This is a genomic window from Leuconostoc aquikimchii, from assembly GCF_040838325.1.
GTDB lineage: Bacteria > Bacillota > Bacilli > Lactobacillales > Lactobacillaceae > Leuconostoc > Leuconostoc aquikimchii.
The window spans coordinates 1,076,653-1,097,455 of the sequence record NZ_JBFPER010000001.1; the positions used below are offsets into that span (position 1 = coordinate 1,076,653).

General features: G+C 38.1%; 22 protein-coding genes. 3 read left to right on the forward strand and 19 right to left on the reverse strand.

From position 1 onward, the window contains the following. The first annotated feature begins 105 nt into the window (after positions 1 to 105). On the forward strand, positions 106 to 414 hold the full coding sequence (locus AB3K24_RS05295) for a thiamine-binding protein (RefSeq protein ID WP_409201747.1): 309 nt from the start codon (positions 106 to 108) through the stop codon (positions 412 to 414). A 63-nt stretch (positions 415 to 477) separates the two neighbouring features. On the opposite strand, the gene AB3K24_RS05300 is transcribed toward AB3K24_RS05295, so the two are convergent. Further along, on the reverse strand, positions 478 to 1,824 hold the full coding sequence (locus tag AB3K24_RS05300; RefSeq protein WP_367974153.1) for an FAD-dependent oxidoreductase: 1,347 nt from the start codon (positions 1,822 to 1,824) through the stop codon (positions 478 to 480). Positions 1,825 to 1,920: 96 nt separating this feature from the next. Here AB3K24_RS05300 and AB3K24_RS05305 point away from each other — a divergent pair, with 96 nt between their 5' ends. Beyond that, positions 1,921 to 2,565: a Crp/Fnr family transcriptional regulator gene (locus AB3K24_RS05305; RefSeq protein WP_367974154.1), complete on the forward strand. Its 645-nt coding sequence runs from the start codon at positions 1,921 to 1,923 to the stop codon at positions 2,563 to 2,565. Positions 2,566 to 2,644: 79 nt separating this feature from the next. On the opposite strand, the gene AB3K24_RS05310 is transcribed toward AB3K24_RS05305, so the two are convergent. From AB3K24_RS05310 to AB3K24_RS05385, 16 genes are all read right to left on the reverse strand, one after another. Then, entirely contained in the window at positions 2,645 to 3,409 is a 765-nt protein-coding gene (locus AB3K24_RS05310; RefSeq protein ID WP_367974155.1) for a ribonuclease HII, read from the reverse strand. Beyond that, positions 3,402 to 4,256, reverse strand: a complete 855-nt coding sequence (gene ylqF, locus AB3K24_RS05315) for a ribosome biogenesis GTPase YlqF (RefSeq protein WP_367974156.1) — start codon at positions 4,254 to 4,256, stop codon at positions 3,402 to 3,404. Before ylqF ends, AB3K24_RS05310 begins: the two co-directional genes overlap by 8 nt. Positions 4,257 to 4,309: 53 nt before the next feature. Continuing rightward, on the reverse strand, positions 4,310 to 4,540 hold the full coding sequence (locus tag AB3K24_RS05320; RefSeq protein WP_367974157.1) for a YozE family protein: 231 nt from the start codon (positions 4,538 to 4,540) through the stop codon (positions 4,310 to 4,312). Further along, positions 4,527 to 5,138, reverse strand: coding sequence for a YpmS family protein (locus tag AB3K24_RS05325; protein WP_367974158.1), 612 nt, complete (start codon positions 5,136 to 5,138; stop codon positions 4,527 to 4,529). Before AB3K24_RS05325 ends, AB3K24_RS05320 begins: the two co-directional genes overlap by 14 nt. Beyond that, positions 5,120 to 6,034 carry an SGNH/GDSL hydrolase family protein gene (locus tag AB3K24_RS05330; protein ID WP_367974159.1) on the reverse strand — a complete coding sequence of 305 codons (915 nt, stop codon included), beginning with the start codon at positions 6,032 to 6,034 and terminating at the stop codon, positions 5,120 to 5,122. The genes AB3K24_RS05325 and AB3K24_RS05330 overlap by 19 nt, the downstream gene beginning before the upstream one ends. A 116-nt stretch (positions 6,035 to 6,150) precedes the next feature. Further along, on the reverse strand, positions 6,151 to 7,386 hold the full coding sequence (pepT, locus tag AB3K24_RS05335; RefSeq protein ID WP_367974160.1) for a peptidase T: 1,236 nt from the start codon (positions 7,384 to 7,386) through the stop codon (positions 6,151 to 6,153). A 105-nt stretch (positions 7,387 to 7,491) separates the two neighbouring features. Beyond that, positions 7,492 to 8,286, reverse strand: a complete 795-nt coding sequence (locus tag AB3K24_RS05340) for a Nif3-like dinuclear metal center hexameric protein (protein WP_367974161.1) — start codon at positions 8,284 to 8,286, stop codon at positions 7,492 to 7,494. Beyond that, positions 8,283 to 8,972 carry a tRNA (adenine(22)-N(1))-methyltransferase gene (locus AB3K24_RS05345; RefSeq protein WP_367974162.1) on the reverse strand — a complete coding sequence of 230 codons (690 nt, stop codon included), beginning with the start codon at positions 8,970 to 8,972 and terminating at the stop codon, positions 8,283 to 8,285. The genes AB3K24_RS05340 and AB3K24_RS05345 overlap by 4 nt, the downstream gene beginning before the upstream one ends. A 106-nt stretch (positions 8,973 to 9,078) precedes the next feature. Then, positions 9,079 to 10,263, reverse strand: coding sequence for an iron-containing alcohol dehydrogenase (locus tag AB3K24_RS05350; RefSeq protein WP_367975580.1), 1,185 nt, complete (start codon positions 10,261 to 10,263; stop codon positions 9,079 to 9,081). 36 nt (positions 10,264 to 10,299) lie between these two features. Then, the gene (menC, locus tag AB3K24_RS05355; RefSeq protein WP_367974163.1) at positions 10,300 to 11,388 is read right to left on the reverse strand and encodes an o-succinylbenzoate synthase; all 1,089 of its coding nucleotides are present in this window, start codon (positions 11,386 to 11,388) and stop codon (positions 10,300 to 10,302) included. Beyond that, complete coding sequence (menH, locus tag AB3K24_RS05360) at positions 11,375 to 12,190, reverse strand: 2-succinyl-6-hydroxy-2,4-cyclohexadiene-1-carboxylate synthase (protein ID WP_367974164.1); 816 nt, start codon at positions 12,188 to 12,190, stop codon at positions 11,375 to 11,377. The genes menC and menH overlap by 14 nt, the downstream gene beginning before the upstream one ends. Further along, positions 12,183 to 13,808, reverse strand: coding sequence for a 2-succinyl-5-enolpyruvyl-6-hydroxy-3-cyclohexene-1-carboxylic-acid synthase (menD, locus tag AB3K24_RS05365; RefSeq protein ID WP_367974165.1), 1,626 nt, complete (start codon positions 13,806 to 13,808; stop codon positions 12,183 to 12,185). Before menD ends, menH begins: the two co-directional genes overlap by 8 nt. After that, positions 13,798 to 14,991 (reverse strand): isochorismate synthase, encoded by a 1,194-nt coding sequence (locus AB3K24_RS05370; protein WP_367974166.1) that lies wholly within the window; start codon positions 14,989 to 14,991, stop codon positions 13,798 to 13,800. The genes menD and AB3K24_RS05370 overlap by 11 nt, the downstream gene beginning before the upstream one ends. Before the next feature lie 54 nt (positions 14,992 to 15,045). Continuing rightward, on the reverse strand, positions 15,046 to 15,549 hold the full coding sequence (locus tag AB3K24_RS05375; protein WP_367974167.1) for an ECF transporter S component: 504 nt from the start codon (positions 15,547 to 15,549) through the stop codon (positions 15,046 to 15,048). Further along, entirely contained in the window at positions 15,533 to 16,348 is an 816-nt protein-coding gene (locus AB3K24_RS05380; RefSeq protein WP_367974168.1) for a bifunctional hydroxymethylpyrimidine kinase/phosphomethylpyrimidine kinase, read from the reverse strand. Before AB3K24_RS05380 ends, AB3K24_RS05375 begins: the two co-directional genes overlap by 17 nt. A 19-nt stretch (positions 16,349 to 16,367) precedes the next feature. Then, positions 16,368 to 16,844: a hypothetical protein gene (locus AB3K24_RS05385; RefSeq protein ID WP_367974169.1), complete on the reverse strand. Its 477-nt coding sequence runs from the start codon at positions 16,842 to 16,844 to the stop codon at positions 16,368 to 16,370. A 102-nt stretch (positions 16,845 to 16,946) separates the two neighbouring features. Here AB3K24_RS05385 and AB3K24_RS05390 point away from each other — a divergent pair, with 102 nt between their 5' ends. After that, on the forward strand, positions 16,947 to 17,831 hold the full coding sequence (locus AB3K24_RS05390) for a YitT family protein (RefSeq protein WP_367974170.1): 885 nt from the start codon (positions 16,947 to 16,949) through the stop codon (positions 17,829 to 17,831). Positions 17,832 to 17,868: 37 nt separating this feature from the next. On the opposite strand, the gene AB3K24_RS05395 is transcribed toward AB3K24_RS05390, so the two are convergent. Both AB3K24_RS05395 and AB3K24_RS05400 read right to left on the reverse strand, forming a co-directional pair. Next, complete coding sequence (locus AB3K24_RS05395; protein WP_367974171.1) at positions 17,869 to 18,438, reverse strand: GNAT family N-acetyltransferase; 570 nt, start codon at positions 18,436 to 18,438, stop codon at positions 17,869 to 17,871. Then, positions 18,435 to 20,630 (reverse strand): Tex family protein, encoded by a 2,196-nt coding sequence (locus AB3K24_RS05400; protein ID WP_367974172.1) that lies wholly within the window; start codon positions 20,628 to 20,630, stop codon positions 18,435 to 18,437. Before AB3K24_RS05400 ends, AB3K24_RS05395 begins: the two co-directional genes overlap by 4 nt. Positions 20,631 to 20,803 lie beyond the last annotated feature (173 nt).

Genomic DNA, 20,803 nt, shown 5'->3' on the forward strand with positions numbered 1-20,803 from the left:
ACAACATTTGCAGAAATAGCTGTCTTGTGCTAAAGTAACGCCTGTAGACTTGCTTATATAATTAAGCAAGGTATAGATAAATCAAACGAAAGCAAGGGTATCCTGATGTCTCAAATCAATGCAAGTATTGCTGTTCAAGTATTACCTATGACTGCCGACAAGTCAGAGACGATTCGCATCGTTGACCATGTGATTGCCTATATTGACCACTCTGGTATAAATTATCAAGTTGGTGCTTTTGAATCAACCTTGGAAGGTGACTATAATCAGCTTATGGCTATTTTAAAAGCCCTCCCCTTAGTCGCAGCAGAAATAACAGATATACCAGTCATGGTTTATAGTAAAATCAACATGACAACGACTGGCGATGTCTTAACTATCGCACAAAAAACAGATAAATACCTTTCAAAGTAAAATACCGTTTTGTCACAGCGCAGACATTAAAAGCCTCTCAAAATGAGAGGCTTTTAATGTTGCTTAATTTTCTTCTTGATCCAATGCCGCTTGCGCTAAAAGATTCAGATAATTAAATGGTCGATCAAACCACGGTTGAAATAGCATATCTACGAAAGCTAAATCAGTCAAGGTCATACGATTTTGAATCGCCACCGATGCCGTATTAGCTGATTGCGAAATATCATATTTACTTTGAAATTGCACACCTAAAATACGTTTTGTGCCCTTCTCCCAAGTGATAGTCATCAATACTGGCTCAGTAGACGACATAAACTCTGGTCTAAAATTGTCGGTCATTGTCAAACTATCAGCATCAAGTCCTAATTCTTTTGCATGGGCCGCAGTTAACCCGGAAGATGCCATATTTAAATCATATAGCTTCAAACCAGAAGTTGATTGCGTACCCATGTATTTAATCGTTGGTGTGGTCAAGTTATAGCCGATTAATGTTCCCTGACGTACAGCATTAGTAGCCAAAGGAATATAGGCATTTTCACCAGTAGGGTTATAATGGACAGCAACTGAATCACCTGCAGCAAAAACATCAGGATCGCTAGTTTGCATATAGTCATTCACGATTAATGCCCCATTTTGGGTCATTTCGAGTTGACCTTTAAATAGCTGTGTTGTTGGTCGGAATCCTACAGACATAACCACTAAATCAGCTGAAAAATCACCAGCATCAGTTTTAATAATAATTGCTTCTTCAGTACTTTCAAAAGCCTTTACCATTTTGCCAGTTTCAACAGCAATGCCGTGGCGTTTAAACAAGTTTGCGACATTTTGAGTAAATTCAGCATCAAAATAACGATTCAAGACTGTCGGTTGATTATCAATTAGTGTGACCTCACGGCCTTTCACATTAAATGCCTCAACAAGTTCAGTACCGATATAACCACCGCCAATTATGACGACGCGCTTGATGCTGTCGTCATTGGCATAGCGTATCAATTCTTGCGCATGCGTATAGTTTTTTGATAAGACAACCCGCTTATCATCAATTCCCGGAATCGGTGGCACGACGGGCCATGAACCAGTAGACGCAACCAATTTATCATAACTTTCTGTAGTTGTTTCCTTGGTAATGAGATTTAAGACATCAACTGTTTTATGCACTGTATCAACATGTGTCACTTCGTGATTCATGTGAATATTCGCACCCGCTTCTGTTAAGATTTCTGGTGACGAATAGAATAGGTCCTCAATATTTTTAACTTCTCCCTGAACAGTTAAGGCAATACCACAAGAAAGGAAAGAAACGTTGTCATTTTTCTCATAAACATCCACCTCAACATCTGGATGCCTTTTTGTTATAGATTTAATTGTTGCTGTGCCAGCATGTGTTGCGCCAATAATAATAACTTTCATAATATATCCTCCAAAGGAATTTCACTTTTATTGTTATTTTTATTGTATAATTAATTCACATAGAATAAATTGACTTATGTCAAGAAAGAGTGAAAAATGTCACATTCTGCTTTTGCCTGTCTTAAGGCCGCGCCTATTTTTTCCCAACTTTCCGATGAGTTAATTGAGCAACTCGTTAATATTTCGATACACCAAAAAAAATATACTGCTGGCAGTTATATTTATGAGCCGGATGATGATTTGTCTGCATTACTTATTGTGGACACTGGAAAAATAGATATTTTAAATATTAATGATAGTGGTCAGGAATTACGTTTATACTCACTATATAGCCATCAAGTTGATGTTGAGTCTTCTTTATTTACCGATGCAATACACCATCATTTTGCTCGTGCAAGATCTGATTCAAGTGTCTGCCTGATTCGTCGCAAAGATTTTCAAAATTTATTACATGACAATCCTAAATTAGCGTTAAATATGTTAAATACATATGGAAAACGATTGACTGAACTAGAACAACGTCAAATTAGTTTGTCATTGCAAAGTGCAGATGAGCGGCTACTCAAATATCTCCATGAAATTGCTGCAATTCAGTTAAATAACACCTTTAAATTAGCCATTACAAAAAAAGAATTAGCTTCTTCGTTGCATATCACACCAGAAACATTAAGTCGCCTATTTAAAAAATTAACCAAAAATGGTACCATCACATTAGATAAACGCAAAGTCACGATACTTTAATTGCTGATCAATTAAAATTTTTGATAATAAAAAAAGGAATATTCACGCTAATTAAACGTGTCATATTCCTTTTTTGCGTTTACAATTGTTCACGAACTGGCCCAAAAGATCGGCGATGAATTGGCGTAACACCTAGCTTTTCAAGACCAGCTAAATGATCTTTAGTGCCATAGCCTGCATTACTAGCAAAACCATAACCTGGATAAATCAAATCATAGTCAGACATTAAACGATCACGCGTCACTTTAGCGACAATACTTGCGGCGCCAATCGAATTACTGAGTGCATCTCCTTTTATCAATGCTTCTTGCATCATTGGGACATCTAATGACATCGCATCAATTAGCAACACTTCTGGTTCCGGTGCAAGATCTTTAACTGCTTTTGTCATTGCCAATCGCGCTGCTTGATAAATATTAATATCGTCTATTATTGCGGCATCAACAACACCAACCCCAATTGAAACCGCCTGTTCAATAATTAATTCATACAATGCTTCACGTTTTTGTGCTGACACTTGCTTTGAATCAATCACCTCAACATTATGGAAATCAGATGGTAAAATGACTGCTGCTGCAATTACCGGACCCGCTAAAGGGCCACGACCAACTTCATCAACACCAGCAATATGAGTGATCCCTTGCTGCCAATAATGACGCTCAAAAGCAAAACGTCCTTGAAATGCCTGTTCTTGTTGCTGTGATTTTGCATAACGCTTGTCCCATGATTGTAACGCTGTTTGAACCCCTAACCGCGAATCCTTTCGCCATTGTGATAAACGCACATCGGATACATTGTCAATGTTTTTTAATAAAGACTTAATATGACCAATTGTTTCAGTCATCTGTCGGCACAATTAAATCTAACGTAAAGGTTCCAAGCTTCCCCTTACGTAAATCATTTAATAAACGTTCACTCGCTTTTTCATAATTATCTTTAAAGCCAAGTTTATTTGTGATTTCGAGTAGTATTTGCACATTTTCTTGATCAAAAATATCCTCTGCTAAATGATATCTTTCAATAATCGATTCAGGTCGATAATTTCTAAAAAATTCAATCAAAAATAACGCCGCATCATCTTTGGCAAAAATTGTATCTTTAACGGCCCCCGTTAATGCTAATTTCATGCCAATGATTTGATCTTCAAATTTAGGCCACAACACACCAGGTGAATCTAATAAATCTAGTTTGGTTGGTGTTTTCAACCAAGCAATTTTTTTAGTCACACCAGGACGATCTGCAGTTGGTGCAACGTTTTTCATAACCAAATGGTTGAGCAAAGTTGATTTTCCGACATTTGGAATACCAGTAATCATGGCACGAATCGGTTGGTCTTGAATACCACGTGCTGTTTGCGCTGCTTTTTTTGCTGAAACAGCACGTCGCGCTGCTTTTGTAACTAATTGTGGCGTGCGTGGATCACGTGTGTCAAGCACTAAAACAGTATGCCCTTCTGATTCAAATCGCGCCTTCCAAGCACGGATTTGTTCAGGATCTGCTAAATCTGCCTTTGTCATAATCAACAGGCGTGGCTTCGAACCAATTAACTTATCAACTTCTGGATTACGTGAACTCTCTGGAATTCGTGCATCAACCAGCTCAAAAATAACGTCAACCAGTTTTAAATTTTCGCGCATTAAGCGAAAGGCTTTAGCCATATGGCCAGGGAACCATTGTATTATTTGTGCCATTATTATATATGTATACGCTTTCTATCGCGTGAATACATTTCCTATCTTAATATTTACGTGCTTGCAGCATGGTAAAGTTCCCATGCTTTATCAAATGTTGTCATGCCCATGAGGTATGTTGTATTCTCTTCCAAATATTTTGAAATTTCATCAAAATCCGTACTTTGCTTTGGAAATGTTAAATCTAGAAAAGCATTATTTGCAAACTGCTGTATTTCATTAGCCGAAACTGCGTTGCGGTTTGTCATCAACCAATTATAAAATGAACGATTACTTCCTATCACCAGCGAGTCCTCCTTCAAAAATAAAGCTATCTGATTTCATATCAATCACTTTCGCACGAAACGACATGCCTTGTGTCACCGGTAATTGCGTCATATCAATAAAAATTTGTTTCTTTTTGGGATTAATTTGCACAAACTTTGGGGCATCATAACTAGACTTAACATATTGCATGACCGCACTTATTGGTAATGGTAAGTTGCCAATAGCTAATTTTTGTGCAGTTAAAATAATATTGCCATTTTTTGTGATTTCTGGTCGCATCATCATGCCAAATTTGAAATTCTCTCCAAGAAATTTGGCACTACCGTACATCATAATATTATCCTCAACACGAAAAGTATAGCCATTTGCATTAGAATCACTTAAATAATAAGCAACTAATGCGTTAACTTGTTTTTTATTGAGTGACACATCAAACGTCGCATCGGAACTAGCAATTTTAGAACGATTATCTGTCATCGCTACCGGTTGTGCCGCAATAGCAAAGAAAAAAATACCAGTCAATAAAATTATCCCTAAAAGTGTCCAAAATGACCAGAACCAGGGAGACTGTTTTTGTTTTAAAAATTGCGCTCTTTTTAGTGTTTTATCAACCATTTTTCTTGTTCCTTTCTCATGACTTGATATAACTGCGTTGACATATAATTATAACCAGTGTCATTCGGATGATAGTTATCAGTCTCACTAATCCATGAATTTTTAACATGCGTTTCGCCCATCAAGGTAGCTGTCATGACTTGATTACTATTTGAATTTTTAGTCATTTTTTTAGCTTGTTGATCCAATGATTGTCTCATCTTTTTTGTACGATATTGACCAAATGTTAAATCAAATGCGTCAACATAATAACTGTTTTTATCTTGCTTAGCGACGTGACGATTAATTGTATTAAAGCGCGTGACATCTTGATTCAAGTCTTCTCTTTGTGGAAAATGAACAAATAATGGATTATAATTACCAAAAATAAAAATAGGTGCCTGACGATTGTATGTTCTAATATCACGAAAAAGTCGGGTTAATTTAGTTTGATAGGCTGCTTGGCTACTGACTATGGCAGCTGTTAATTCCGTGGGCGTTTTTGCAAACACATTTTTTAGCAACGCTTGCTGTAAATCATTACCGCCAGAAGTCAAAATAATGACATTAGCCTGCTTAACAGCACGCTGAAATTTAGGTTGTTCATTCAAACGTTTTTGAATTTGATCTGACCGGTCACCTGCTTTACCAAAATTTGACATGGTGACAGATACATCGTACGCTTTATCAATTTTTTTTGCAACGCGACCAGAATAACCTTGTTCACGTTTATCATCACCAATACCTTCTGTTAGCGAATCACCTAATGCAACCAAATTAATATGCTTTACTTTGGCTAATTTAGCTGCTTTCTGTGGTGCAGCAGTTTTAATCGCTGGTTCAGTTTGTTTCAGCCAAATAAATGCTGCCATGCCAACAGCAATTAATGTTATTAACATGATTAAAATTTTTTTCATCGTTTACCTCTAGAAATATGTCTACTCTATTGTATCAAAAATACCGTGCCTGCGCTGAAAGGCTAATCGAAATTAACATCAAAAAGAGCAATCATATTTGATTGCTCTAACAGATTTTATTTTGCTAATGCGATAATTTTTAAAATCGTATCGGTTGCTTGTGACATGACAGTCGTAGACACATACTCAAAACGGCCATGCATATTCTCACCACCAGCAAACAAATTAGGTGTTGGCAAACCCAGAAATGTGATTTTTGAGCCATCCGTACCACCACGAACAGGTGCAATAATTGGGTCAATGTTTAGTGCTAGCATCGCTTTTTCAGCTAATGATACCGAGCGCATGTCATCCTTTAAAATTTCTCCCATATTATAATACTGATCTTTTAGCGTGACAGTCACACGATCTTGACCAAACGCCGTATTAAATTGATGCGCAATATCTAATAATTTTTGCTTACGATTTTCAAATTTATGTCGGTCATGATCACGTACAATATAACGTAATTGTGCTGACTCTGGATTACCTGTAACTGCCATCACGTGCCAAAAACCTTCACGGTCTGTCGTATGTTCAGGACGGTCAGTTTCAGGTAATTGTGCATGAAAATCAAACGCGACTTGGATCGCATTAATCATTGTATCTTTGGCAGTACCAGGATGGACGTTACGCCCTTGTATATCAACTATTGCACTGGCTGCTGAGAAAGTTTCCCACTCTAATTCACCAGCTGGCCCACCATCTACAGTGTAGGCGAAATCGGCACCAAAAGCATCTGTATCAAAATTATCTGCACCAATACCAATTTCCTCGTCTGGACCAAAAGCAAAGCGTAAATCGCCGTGCAAAACATCTGGATGAGACACGAGATATTTTGCAGCAGTCACGATTTCTGCCACGCCTGCCTTATCATCAGCACCAAGTAAAGTTGTGCCATCTGTCGTAATTAAAGTGTGTCCAACATATTTTGTCAAGCTTGGAAATTCTGTTGGTCTCAGTGTATAACCACTATCGCCCAATTTGATACTGGACTTCCCATCATAATTTTCAATAATTTGTGGTTTAACATTGGTACCATTAAAATCTGCCGTATCAACATGAGCAATAAAACCAATGGTCGGCAACGTTTTATCTACACTATTACTCGCTAGTTCAGCAAACACATACCCATCAGGCATTATACGAATGTTTGTTAAGCCAATATCTTTTAAATCTTTGGCTAAATTAGCCAAAAAAGCGACTTCTTTAGCAGATGAAGGCACTGTTTGTGACGTTTCATCGGATTGGGTGTCAACGGCAACATATTTCAAAAAAAGTTGTGTCAGATCTGGGTATTTTTCTTTTATCATGCGACATCATATGATTTTGATCGATCAGTGTTAAAATATCGCCACAAGGTCAAAATCATTTTTCCTTTCATAATTGGGGGTTTTGACGCCTAAACGTCACTATTTTTAGAGATAAGTATAGGGATCCGTGTTAATATTGGTCGGAAAAGCAGTCAGTGTGTCCTCATTTTTGAACCATAATTTTATTTTATCAGCCATGTGCGCATTAGCAATGGCTTCCATATGATGATCTGGATCGATGACTACAAAGTCAGATGCCAAAATGTCATGGCCAACGTGATAGTAAACATCGGCTGTCACATAAGCATCAGCACCTGCAGCTTGAGCTATCGACCAAAACTTGCCACCGTCGCCACCAAGTACTGCTATTTTTTGAATTGGTCGGGTTAAGTCATTGGCAATAATTCGAACTGTTTTAACGCCGAACACACCGCGTATTTTTTCAGCATATGCCTGCACGGTCATACTGTGAGCCAGATAACCGATGCGTCCAAGTCCTGTTACGCCATCGTCATTGGCTGCTATTGGTATGACATGTTGCATGCCAATTGCCTCAGCAAGCCAATCATTCATGCCACCAACTGCACTGTCTAAATTAGTATGTGTTGCATAAACAACAATATTGTGTTTGATTAAATCGGCATACATTTTATTTTGTGGTATACTCAGATCCAAATTTTTTGCTGGAAAAAACATCACTTCATGGTGCGCCCAAATAAAATTAACATGGCGCGCAATGGCCTCTTGAACAACCGCTGGCCGAACGTCAAGTACAGTCATAACACGATTGACTACTTGACCCGGATCCCCAATTTGTAAGCCAACGGGGTCCCCCGCTTCAGCAAGAGACTTTGGTGCAAACATGTCGATTTTGTTAATTAAATCTTTTGCAATAATCATGCAATCACCGCCTGAATCTGATCGTAACGTAATTGCCATTGCCTGTACGTATCTGTATCTGATTTGCCTGCAGCTTTTAAATGATCGAAAATTAGCGCAATCCGCGCACTCTCTTTTTGCCATTTAGCAACAAAAGTGGCTGTTTTTTCTGCTCTGAGGTATGGTCCAAATACGACATCAAGGTCAGATAAGTGTTGTGTCCCAATTGTTGCAACAATAATTTCATAAAAATGACTAGCTTCTTGCACAATCGCTTCATCAATGATTTGATATTGCTGTGTATTTAGCCAACCTCGAACAACTGATTCATCCGTATTCGGCTGCAATACAAGTGTTTTAAACGCCTGCCCTTGTTGCTTACCAGCTTTTAAGATATCACCAATTAAAATGCCTCCCATACCAGCAATTACAACCGTATCAACGTTATCTTTGTCATTGATTGCTGCTAAACCATCAGCCAATCGTACGTCAGCACGTCCCAAAAGATGCCGTTTTTTTAGTTCGTGGTAAGCATTATCTCGTGGTCCTTTAGCAACTTCACCAACAATAGCATGATTAATTGTGTCGTTAAGAAGTAAGTGCACTGGCAGATAAGCGTGATCTGAACCAATATCTGCTAAACGGGCATTTAAAGGCACAAAATCAGCAACTGCTTTTAAGCGCGGTGAAAGGTGTATGCTATCCATAGTTAAAATCCTTTAATATATAGTATATCACGATTAGATGTTTTATAATTAGTTACTCATTATGAGCTAACAAAAAAGTTAGCATTGATTTGCTAACTTAAGTTAATTACTTGACAAAACCGTGATTTGTCATTGCTTCTTTAAATAACTGCACCACATCGTCAACTTGTAATGGCACATATGCTGCGTTGTTCAACTGACCAACTGTCACAGCGCTTTCAGCCATACCTTGGAAATGTGTATCGTCATTAATATCAACACCAGGTAAAGTTGTTGGCACCTCAAGTGATTTTATCCAATCAAATGTGGCTTGAATAGCACGTTCAGCAACTACCATATCTGTACCAGTCAATTCCCAAACATTACGACCAAACTGGGCAAAACGTGGCAAGGTTTCAGCAGACAACACACGTTTCATCCAACGTGGGGTCATAATACCCAAACCAACACCATGTGTAATATCATAATAAGCCGATAATTCGTGTTCTATAGGATGCACAGTCCAGCCATTTTGATTGCCAACATTCACTAAACCATTTAATGCCATTGTTGCTGTCCACATGAGTGTCGCACGTGCATCATAATTATCAGGTTCTGCCAAGGCAATCGGCGCATTTTTAATGACTGCGCGATATAACCCTTCCATCATGCCTGACGTCACATCATTGGCACCATTGTCGAAATATTGTTCTGTCAAATGACTAAAAATATCAATTGCTCCGGCAGCTGTTTGCCATTTTGAAACTGAGTATGTCAATTGTGGATCTAAAAATGACACTGCTGGTGTTTTAGGACCATATGTTCCTAATTTTTGATTCGTTTCTGGGTTAGAAATAACTGACCCAGCATTCATTTCTGTTCCCGTCGCTGATAACGTTAGAATATCAACTAATGGTAATTGTTCAATTGTTTGCCTTTTTGCTGGATTTGTTACTAAATCCCATGGATCTGCCTCATAAAATTTAGACGAGGCAATCACTTTAGCAGCATCAATCACTGAGCCACCACCAACAGCCAAGACAACATCAATATCATGCTGCTTTACAAGTTTTTGACCTTGACGCACAGAACTAATTTTAGGATTAGGTGCAATGTTTGATAGTTCAACAATATCTAAGTCAGACAATGCGTCAATAACGCGATCGTAAAGACCTGATTTTTTGATTGAGCCACTACCAAAAACCAATAATACTTTATTGCCAAATTGGGCGACAGCATCATGTAGTTCGGTTTGTAAGCGATCTTTTCCAAAACGAATAGACGTTTTATTTTGAAATTTAAAATTATTCATCATGACGTATTCTGTTCCTTTCAAGTTATAAGACTATTATAACACGTCAAAAGAGGCATCTAAAGTCACACCTAGACCAACTTGTCTTGGTACAGTCATTAATCCCTGTTTTATTTCAAATGTTTCCACTGTAAGATCCTGTTCAAAATAATGCTTACTTTCAGAAATATCTCCCGCAAAAGCAATGTTTGGTAAACTGGCAAGCGCTAGATCAACAGATCGGCCAAAATTACTGCTCAGCATGCCACCTATCCAAGGTTTAATACCTGCGTCATGAGCCGTTTGAATAGCTTGTATTGCCGCCGTAATGCCACCTATTTTTGCTTGTTTAATGGTGACTGCTTTAGCAGCGTGTAACGCAATCATTGTATTGATATCATCCAAACTATTAATACTTTCATCTAAACTTAACAAATGGGTTGTGCTTTTTTGAAAAAAAGCATGATCAACAAAATCGTTCTCAGAAAAAGGTTGTTCAATAAAAACAATATTTTGAGGTAATTGCTTAAAAATCTCTGCTGTCTGTCGATTAAAGCTACTATTAGCATCTAATGAGAATTGTTGATTAGGAAAATAATTCAAACGCGCCATTAATTTTTGTTTGTCCAATGATTGCGCGTCAATCTTCATTTTGATGCGTTGATAACCCTTATCAATAGCCGCTGTAATATCAGTCGTATTAGCATTTAAATCAAGTACAGTCCCCACTGGCACGCTTTGCTTTGTGCCACCAATCATTTGTGACAAAGATTGGTTTGTAAGTTTACCAACAGCATCCCAAACAGCCATTTCAACCCCGGCCTTTGCAAAAGAACCAAAAGGTGTCAGGCGCGCTAACTTTTCGGCAAATTCTTGTGGTGTGGCAAAATATAAGGTTTGAATCACTGGTTTAATAATAGTACTCACAATTTCTCGACTAACTGATTGGTTTTCGAGCGTATAACTAAAGTCAGCAAAAGATTGTATTTCCCCCAAGCCAACTACTTTTTCAGCAGTACTACTGTTAACGACCAGCAGTTTAATCAGTGTCAATGGCCGATTTGTAGTCGTACTATGCGCCGTTTTAAAAGCGTGTTTTAATTTTAAAGCGACTGGTATCATTTCTAACGATTCAATACGGTACATTTTTCAAAACCTCAATCACTTGATGCGGTTGTTCAACATGTGTATTATGGCCGGCATTTTTGATCACGTGTTTTTGTCCATCAGGTAAAAGCGTAATCATGTCATCTGCAATGCGATTAAATTTTTGATCCAACTCACCAACAAGTAAGACAGTTGACATCTTTAAGTGTGTTAAATGAGGCCAAAAATTAGTTTGTACGCCTGTCCCCATATATTTTAGAGCGTTAGCAACATTTTGTGGTTGTTGCGCTAGGCGTTGTGCCCTAATTGCTTGACGTTGTGTCGCAGTCAATACTTTTTGTGTTGCAAATAGTGGTAATTTTTCCCAGTCTAAAACAAATTCATTAAAGTTTGTCAAAATTTGCGTGACTTTTTTATCATCCGCTACACGTCGTTTTTCACGTTCTAAAGCTAATTGTAAGCCAGCTGAACTGCTTTCAAGAAACAATCGATCAACCAACTCATTGTATGATATTGCAAAGCCAAGCGCTAACCTGCCACCCATTGAATACCCTAATAAATTAATGTGCGTCCATTGATAGGTTTGTAGAATCACTTTTATATCGGAAATTTGTGCTGCCATTTCAAAACGCGTCGGATCACTTACAAAACTAGCTTGTAAACCAAATCCTAACAAATCAAAAGTCAGCACCTCACCTGGTAACTGGTTTACAATTGTATCAAAATCATGATGTGTTCCCATAAACCCATGGAGTAACACCCATTTTGTTGGTCCCTCATCATTTATTTGATGGAAAATACGATACGCGTAACCAGCTACAGTGACAATTTTTTCATGCATCTGATCCTCCTATTAACTGTTGATGTGCTTTAACATTATTTGAACGATCGCTTTCAAATGCAATCAATCTTGGTCCAATAACCGGCGTTGACAGCACTTGTTTTAATGCCTCAGCTGTTGGTATTTTCACGTATGCTAAATCATATAAATTAGCAATTTTTGACATATCTAAATTAAGCGGTGTCCCAAACAACAGATCAAAGTAAGACGCTGCCGCTGCTTGTGGTAAAAATGAAAATATGGCACCGCCATTGTTATTAATCACGACAATATCAATTGGTAATTGGTATTGTCGTGCCATCATGAGACCATTCATATCATGGAATAGTGTTAAATCGCCAGTTAGTAACACGCTACGTTGCTGGAACGTACTGCTCATACCTAATGCTGTTGATACAACACCATCAATGCCATTGACACCACGATTAGCATAAATATTTTGTGTTGTCTGTCCAGTAAAAATATCATCCATATCACGAATAGCCATGCTATTGGCAACAAAAACTGCTGTTTGTTCAGGTAATACCTTATCTAGGACACTTGCAATACCTGCTTCCCCTGTAATATATCGTGTTTTTTGATTCAGATTTTGCCAAAGTTGGTAAAACATCTCATCGTTGTTTAAAGAGACTTGTGACAAAAATGAGACTGGTGACAGTTGAAAGACACGTGATATATGCCTTGAATGGTCAGCACTCGCATTTTCATCAACAGACCAAACGGGTATATTTTCAGATTTTAACCATTGTAATACACTAGCTGAAATCGGTGTCGCACCAAATCGAATCACGAGATCAGGCTGATGAGCTGATGTCAAACTGTTGGCCTTAATCAAAGCATCAATACCATAAATGGTTGTTTTTTGTCGGGTACGGCTTAACACGTCTGCAATGACTGGCACATGATATTTTTTTGAAAAATTGATCAGTTCTAACTGGTAGTCAACACCTTCATTTGGCCCTGCCAAAATAACGACATGCGATTCAGAAAGTTGCATAGACATCATATCTTTTTTTATCGTATCGAATTTTAAAGGCGGCACAATAATTGTAGTTTGTTCATGCAATTGTGGCATTAACGGTTTACGCAGTGGTAAATTAATTTGCAATGGACCACTTGGTGCATCTACCGCTTCATGAATCAATTTTTGTGTCATAAAATCAATGTATTCAGTGACATCAGGTTGTTCATCTTGCAGTGTAAATGCGACAAATTTTTTCGTCAGTTCACCAAATATGCGATGCTGTGGTAACGTTTGGGGCGCACCATTATCCTGTAATTCTGCCGGCCTATCCGTTGACAATATAATTAATGGCACATGAGAAATATGCGCTTCCGCCACGGCTGAAGTGTACTCAGTAATCGCTGTGCCTGAGGTTCCTAAAAGTACCACTGGTTGCTGCAGTGTTTTAGCAATACCCAATGCAAAGAATCCCGCCGAGCGTTCATCGACATCAATATATAGTTTAATATCCTTATTTTGACGGTCATATTCAGCTAGCAATAACGCGATTGGCGTTGTCCGTGACCCGGGTGACACAACAAAATGTTTAACGCCACTTTGATAAAGTGCATGCAACAGATGTTTTGTATTTTTAGTAAGTGTATTAATTGTCATTGGCATACCTCTTCAGCAGTTGGCGCATTGGTTCAAATTTCAAATCAGTTTCCTTAAATTCTTGTGCCACATTAGAATCTTGAACGATCCCCGCCCCTGCAAATAAAGTGGCCATATGTGTAGCTTGATTCACATACATTGAACGAATTCCCACAACAAATTCGCCACTATTATGTGCCGTATAATAACCAATAGGTGCTGCAAATAAGCCACGAGGTGACTTTTCATGTGTTTTAATATACTGCAATGCCTGCTCTTGCGGGACACCACCAAGTGCCGGTGTGGGATGTAATTTGCGTACAACATCAAGCACTGTGTAAGTGGCAATTAAATCACCCACAATTGGTGTATACAAATGTTGTACTTGCTTATTTTGTAATAAGATGGGGTGAACTGGTAGCTGTAAGTTTGTTGTCAGTCCTTGTAGCTTTTGATCAATGCTATTGACAACATATTGATGCTCTTGTTGATTTTTATGACTATTTAATAACATCTCGCCGAGCAATCTGTCTTCAATTAATGTATCGCCACGACGAATTGTACCAGCAACAGCCGCTGTTCTTAGCTTCCCAGCCGACACCTTAACTAATCGTTCAGGTGTTGCAGAAATAAACAATTCCGTTTGATATTTTAAAATAACATGGTATGTATTTTTTTGAGAGGTTAATGCCTGAACTAAATTTGAAATTAACACCGCTTCAGAAAGTGCGTATTGTTGTTGCCTGCCAAAAACAACTTTTTTGAGTTTTTCATCCGTAGCTAATACATCAATTAACTTTTGCGTTCGTGTTGGCCAATCTATTTCACCAATCAAATCACGGCTAATCATATTTTTTGTAGTTGCCTGTTTAAATTGCATGATCCAATTATCAAAAGCACTCACACTATGTGATTCAAAATAAATTTTATCTTGCTTAATTTCAACAAAAATCGTGGGGACAAACCAAATGCCATTCATTAATTTAGAATTTTCTATGACTTGGTCATCAAAAGCATACCCACCAAATATTATGTCACCAGCTAATTTTTCAGGCACATCAGTCTCTTGTTGTGCACCGAACCCAAACAACTCTTTTTTGCCATCCGCAGTTGCAAAATAAGCCGCTATATTAAAAACATCCAACGCGCGATAGAGTTGTTGTCTATCGCTATCACGTAAAGTACGTGAAGAATGATATCTCATGAATTGCACCTCATAACATGAAAAAGCAACAGACAAAAACCTGTCGCTTTTACTTTAATTTTTAAAATTAATTTGTGGTAAACGTTTAAATACTGGGATTAAAACGAGTGCAATAATTACGCCCATGACGGTTTGTGCCATGTTGCCAATAATTGAGGCAAAACCTGCAGCCCAATTGTATAAAAACGCACCAGCCAACAAATAGCCAATAATCATAATCAATGATCCAAGAACCAAACCGATAACTTGACTAATCAGATTCTTTTGGTACCCAAAATAACCGACGATTAGCCCCTCTACACCATGAATAAGAAATGAAAAAATCATCCATTGTGGATAGCCAGCCAGTAAATCTAGCAGCAAACCACTTAATCCACCAACAATCATACCATTACGTGCACCACCAAGCATTGCAGTCAGAAATATACCAGCCTCAACTAAGTTTACGAAACCATTTGTTGCGGGCACCGGAATTCTAACAATGTACGATAGCGCGACATTCAGTGCAATCATAACTGCTAGTATTGTCATTTGTTTTGTATTAAAATTTTGTTTCATGATTGCTTCTCCGTGCACCTTGCCAAACATTACCATCACTGAACTGCGAGTTTAATGTCACACCATTTTTAATCCCTTGCCAAACAAAATCTTTGGCATCACTAAATGCACGCGTGACATCTGGTGATTCCCCTAAATTAGCTGCAAGACTAGCAGATAATGTACATCCTGCACCATTGTGACATAACTTAGTTGTCTGTATCTTATTTTGTCGGAATATATGACATGCTTTACCATCAAATAATACATCAACCGCTTGGTTGCCAGATATTTTTGTGCCACCCTTAACGACCACATTTTTGGCGCCAAAATGAGCAATAACAGCTGCGGCATGTGTCATATCCTTAATACTACCAATTTGCTGATTCGCTAAAATTTGTGCTTCATTTAAATTTGGCGTAACGACCGTGGCTAATGGCAATAACTGTGTTTTTAAAGTGTTTGCAATATTTTTAGCATTAACCTGTGTTGTTTCTTTAAACACCATCACTGGATCAACAACAATTGGCACATGTATTTGCGCTAAATATTTGGTCACAAGCATTATAATCTCTGGCGTAGGCAGCAAACCGACCTTCACGGCCACAATATCATCTAGCGCTAACGCCGATTCCAATTGTGATTCAATAATTGAAATGTCAACTGGATATATTTTAAAATCTGATGGTGTTATCGTGACAATTGCCGTAATAACACTCAATCCAAAGTACCCATAGTTAGCAAAAGTTGCTAAATCAGCCTGTATGCCACCACCCGCAAGAGAATCAGAGCCTGCAATCGTTAAAATTTTATGTGGCATATGATGCTCTCTTACTATTTTATTTTGCAGATGCAACAAAATTAATGTTGCGACCATCATCTGTCACTGAAGTCACAACGGCATTGTCACCACCAGATGTAATCGACCATGAATAATAACGGCCATGGGCTTTTGCCCAATCTATTGCTTCTGTAATACTTCGTCCTTTCAAATGCGCTGAATCCTGATTGCTATCAGAACTACTAGAAGACGCACTTGAACTTGATTCACGTAAAGAGCTGCTAGACGACCGTGAGGTAGTGTTAGAACTTTCATCATTAGATTCTGAAACATTTGAATCAATTGTTTCATCAATTGTACTACTATTAGCAGCTCTTTTGGCAATGGGTTCTGTCGTCTTTGGCGACGACGAATAACCAAGGTAAATAAATACACCTAAGCCAATAATAACTATCCCTGCAATTAACATGAAAAAATGACGTATACTATGCGTTGCTTTATGAAATTTAGGACGTTTATAATTGTTATCTGACATATGCACCTCTCAATTTAAACCATTATACCAAATTTACAGACGTTCCTGCCAACTGATTTTATGATAAAATGAAATCAATGTATTTGAGGAGAAAAATTGTCTATGGACAATACAAATTTAGCACGTATTTCAATAAAAGATATCATCATGATTACGATTGGCACAGGTTTTTATGGTTGGAGTTTAATTAATATTAATATCACCAACCAATTAGCTGAAGGTGGGTTATCTGGTATTACGCTGATTTTACTTGCCCTGCTTAACTGGAATCCTGCGTATACTAACTTAATTCTAAACATTCCTTTATTAATTATTGGTTATCGTGTTCTTGGCCGTCGGTCTTTCATATATACAATCTGTGGCATTATCTCATTATCATTTTGGCTCTATGTCTGGCAAAAGTTTCCCATGCCCCCAGCACTTCACCATGATATGTTGATTGCCGGTCTGTTGGCCGGTATTGTTTCAGGTATTGGTTTAGGTATAGTGTTTAGATTTGGCGGTACGTCTGGTGGTACAGATGTTATTGCCAGAATCGCGGAGCAAAAATTAGGCATTCAAATTGGCCGTACCATGTTCGCCTTAGATGCTGTTGTCTTATTAATGTCTTTAATTTATATTGATGTCATACACATGATGTACACGTTAATTGCTTCGTTTGTATTTGCGCAAGTTGTTGGTTTAACGCAGCAAGGCGCTTATAGCGCACGATCGTTTATGATTTTCACAGATTATCCTGAAGAAATATCACATGCCATCATGGCTGAATTAGAACGTGGTACAAGTTTATTGAAATCTGAAGGCGGTTATTCACATCGCGAGCAACGTGTTGTCTATGCTGTTGTTGATCCATCTGAGGTCAGTGCTGTACAACATATTATTCAAGAAATTGATCCTAAAGCATTTGTTTCTATCATTACTGCACAAGAACAATTAGGAGAAGGATTTTCATATTTACGCCCAAAGAAAAAATTTATTTTCTTCTAAAAAAGTCTTTGCTAGACATTACTAGCAAAGACTTTTTTCATATCTTTTTTTGCATATGTGTGTATGCATGCTTGCCAATTGTTATTTTACCTACTGGCTCAAACCCTAGCGCCGTATATAGCTTTTGGGCTCTAGGATTAGCATCATCAACATTTAATCCAATCGTTTCTCGATTTTCTTGCTTGGCACGCACTTCAGCAGCTTTGATCAATTGCTTACCAATACCTTGTCCGCGTACAGCATCTGTGACAACAATTGAATCGAGATACCATTCGTTTTCAAACACTTCTGAGTCACTAAACAACCAGCGATGATAACTATATTTGTCAGCTAATATAGACTGTAACGTCTTATCAAGTGTCTTTTCTTCTGTGTCTGGGTAGCCAAAAGCAACTCCCACCACTACGTTGTCATCATTTTTGGCAACTAATGCCCGACTATAATGATAACGACTTTTTTCTGATGTTGCGACCGCAAGCGTCCAAGCTGCTTGCACGTCAGCTACACTCAGTTCCTCATATATTTCTAAGGCCATATCATCAAAAATTGTCTGTTCTAGTTTTAAAATTGCTGCCTGATCTATTTGTTTCGCCGGTTGAACGATCATGACTTACTCTCCTCTGGACTAATCATCGTTAAGCCAATTCGCTGACGCTTCTCATCAATATCAACAACCCAAACATCAACAATATCACCGACAGAAACAATTTCAGACGGTGTTTTTACGCGACGTTTTGCCAAACGAGAAATGTGAACCAAACCATCATGTTTGACCCCGAGGTCAACAAACGCACCGAAATCAACGACATTTCGAACAGTCCCTTGCATTTTCATACCAGACTTCAAATCCTCAATATGCAAAATGTCTGATTTTAATAGCGCCCCTACCATTTCTGAACGGCCATCACGACCAGGCTTTTGTAAACTATTAATGACATCATGTAACGTTTGCATACCAATTGCCAAATTGTCTGCTGTATCAACCTTATCTAAAAGTCTTAACGCTTGATTGGCTGATTCTGTCGCTAATGTCTGAGGTGTGACATGAGCCAAATCTAGTAATCGCTTAGCGGCCGGATAACTTTCAGGATGAATATCTGTGTTATCCAAGACGTTCTTACCTGCTAAAATGCGTAGAAACCCTGCTGACTGTTCAAAAGCTTTGGGTCCCAATCGTGTTACTTTTTTAAGTTGGGTACGTGAAGTAAACTCACCAATCGTATCACGGTAGGTCACAATATTTTGCGCTAAAACCTTATTTAAACCAGCAATGTGCGTCAATAATGCAGCACTTGCTGTGTTCAAATTAACGCCAACTTGGTTGACAGCTGTCTCGACCACATCATCAACTTGCTCATCAAGGGCTTTAGCATTTAAATCATGTTGATACTGACCAACACCAACGGATTTTGGATCAATTTTAATTAATTCTGCTAAAGGATCTTGTATGCGACGACCGATGGAAATAGCCGAACGTTCTTCAACATGTAACTCAGGAAATTCTTCTCGCGCCGCATCTGATGCAGAATAAACTGAAGCCCCTGCCTCATTAACAATCGCGTACTGCACACCATTTGGTAAGTGTGCAGCAACAAATTCTTCTGATTCACGTGAAGCCGTACCATTTCCAATGGCGACCAATTGCACATTAAATTCATGTACCAATGATTCAAATATCTCACCAGCTTCATGTCGTTGCTGGGCATTAGCTGGTTTATGCGGATAAATAACTTGCTTTTTTAAAAACTTGCCATTTTCATCAATGACAGCCAACTTAGAGCCTGTTCTAAATCCCGGATCAAATCCCATGACAATTTTGTCTTTAAGTGGTGCTTGCATTAATAGATGATACAAATTATCACCAAAAACCTTAATGGCTTGTTCTTGTGCTTGTGTTGTTAATTCTTGGCGAATTTCACGCGCTACAGCGGGTTGGATAAAACGTTTATAAGCATCCTCAATCGCTGCTCGCAATACTTGATACCCTGATCCAGCGGCAGATTGTCCGCGTAACTCTTTTGTTTGAATAAAATGAATCATGCGTGCTTCGGTAAAATCAATTTTAACTGACAAAACACCCTCTTTTTCGCCACGATTAACTGCTAAAATTCGAAATTGGTTGTCACGTAGTGATTTAATTGACTCACTATAATCATAATATTGCCCGTAAACTTCTTGCTCATCTTTTTCTTTGCCAGCACGTTTAATGTTTGATGTTAACACACCATCTGCAGCCATACGTGTACGTAACCATTGGCGATAAATGGCATTTTCACCAATTTGTTCTGCTAATATTTCATGTAGACCTGCTAACACATCTGCTTGCGTTGATAATGCATCATTAATGTACGACGCACTAGGAATAGCAGCTGTGACATGTGATGTAACAAAATCAGCTAGTGGCTGCAACCCGTTTTCACGGGCTACCATTGCCTTAGTACGTCTTTTTTGTTTATAGGGTAAATATAAGTCCTCTACGATTTGCAACGTTTCTGCTGATTGAATTGCTTTTTGTAAATCTGGTGTGAGTTGTTGCTGCTCTTGAACAGCTTTTAAAACAGTGTGCTTACGCTCAGACAAGTCTTGCACTTTTTTTGCCGTTGACTGAATATCACGAATTTGCACCTCATCAAGTTCACCTGTCATTTCTTTACGATAACGAGAAATGAAAGGCACCGTAGAGCCATCATTTAATAACGTGAGTGTTGCGTTAACCTGCTTAAAGGGGATGTTAAGTACTTGAGACACATGTTTAGCGGTGTCTGCTTGTGTTAGTTCTGTTAAAACGAGTTCTGTCATGTGATTGTTTACCGTTATCTTCTTTCAAAAAATAAATTATCGCACGAATTAGCAATTATTTCGTCCTCGCTATTAATTATAACGTGAATTGGAAACTTCAATAACAATAATTTTAAGATACTTTAAAATCTTAAAATTTATCATTAAACATTTAATGATAAATTTCTATAATA

Bases quoted from the DNA above. Each gene is read 5' to 3' on its own strand.
- AB3K24_RS05295 (WP_409201747.1), top strand. From the start codon at position 106: ATGTCTCAAATCAATGCAAGTATTGCTGTTCAAGTATTACCTATGACT.
- AB3K24_RS05300 (WP_367974153.1), bottom strand. From the start codon at position 1,824: ATGAAAGTTATTATTATTGGCGCAACACATGCTGGCACAGCAACAATT.
- AB3K24_RS05305 (WP_367974154.1), top strand. From the start codon at position 1,921: ATGTCACATTCTGCTTTTGCCTGTCTTAAGGCCGCGCCTATTTTTTCC.
- AB3K24_RS05310 (WP_367974155.1), bottom strand. From the start codon at position 3,409: ATGACTGAAACAATTGGTCATATTAAGTCTTTATTAAAAAACATTGAC.
- ylqF (WP_367974156.1), bottom strand. From the start codon at position 4,256: ATGGCACAAATAATACAATGGTTCCCTGGCCATATGGCTAAAGCCTTT.
- AB3K24_RS05325 (WP_367974158.1), bottom strand. From the start codon at position 5,138: ATGGTTGATAAAACACTAAAAAGAGCGCAATTTTTAAAACAAAAACAG.
- AB3K24_RS05330 (WP_367974159.1), bottom strand. From the start codon at position 6,034: ATGAAAAAAATTTTAATCATGTTAATAACATTAATTGCTGTTGGCATG.
- pepT (WP_367974160.1), bottom strand. From the start codon at position 7,386: ATGATAAAAGAAAAATACCCAGATCTGACACAACTTTTTTTGAAATAT.
- AB3K24_RS05340 (WP_367974161.1), bottom strand. From the start codon at position 8,286: ATGATTATTGCAAAAGATTTAATTAACAAAATCGACATGTTTGCACCA.
- AB3K24_RS05345 (WP_367974162.1), bottom strand. From the start codon at position 8,972: ATGGATAGCATACACCTTTCACCGCGCTTAAAAGCAGTTGCTGATTTT.
- AB3K24_RS05350 (WP_367975580.1), bottom strand. From the start codon at position 10,263: ATGAATAATTTTAAATTTCAAAATAAAACGTCTATTCGTTTTGGAAAA.
- menC (WP_367974163.1), bottom strand. From the start codon at position 11,388: ATGTACCGTATTGAATCGTTAGAAATGATACCAGTCGCTTTAAAATTA.
- menH (WP_367974164.1), bottom strand. From the start codon at position 12,190: ATGCATGAAAAAATTGTCACTGTAGCTGGTTACGCGTATCGTATTTTC.
- menD (WP_367974165.1), bottom strand. From the start codon at position 13,808: ATGACAATTAATACACTTACTAAAAATACAAAACATCTGTTGCATGCA.
- AB3K24_RS05370 (WP_367974166.1), bottom strand. From the start codon at position 14,991: ATGAGATATCATTCTTCACGTACTTTACGTGATAGCGATAGACAACAA.
- AB3K24_RS05375 (WP_367974167.1), bottom strand. From the start codon at position 15,549: ATGAAACAAAATTTTAATACAAAACAAATGACAATACTAGCAGTTATG.
- AB3K24_RS05380 (WP_367974168.1), bottom strand. From the start codon at position 16,348: ATGCCACATAAAATTTTAACGATTGCAGGCTCTGATTCTCTTGCGGGT.
- AB3K24_RS05385 (WP_367974169.1), bottom strand. From the start codon at position 16,844: ATGTCAGATAACAATTATAAACGTCCTAAATTTCATAAAGCAACGCAT.
- AB3K24_RS05390 (WP_367974170.1), top strand. From the start codon at position 16,947: ATGGACAATACAAATTTAGCACGTATTTCAATAAAAGATATCATCATG.
- AB3K24_RS05395 (WP_367974171.1), bottom strand. From the start codon at position 18,438: ATGATCGTTCAACCGGCGAAACAAATAGATCAGGCAGCAATTTTAAAA.
- AB3K24_RS05400 (WP_367974172.1), bottom strand. From the start codon at position 20,630: ATGACAGAACTCGTTTTAACAGAACTAACACAAGCAGACACCGCTAAA.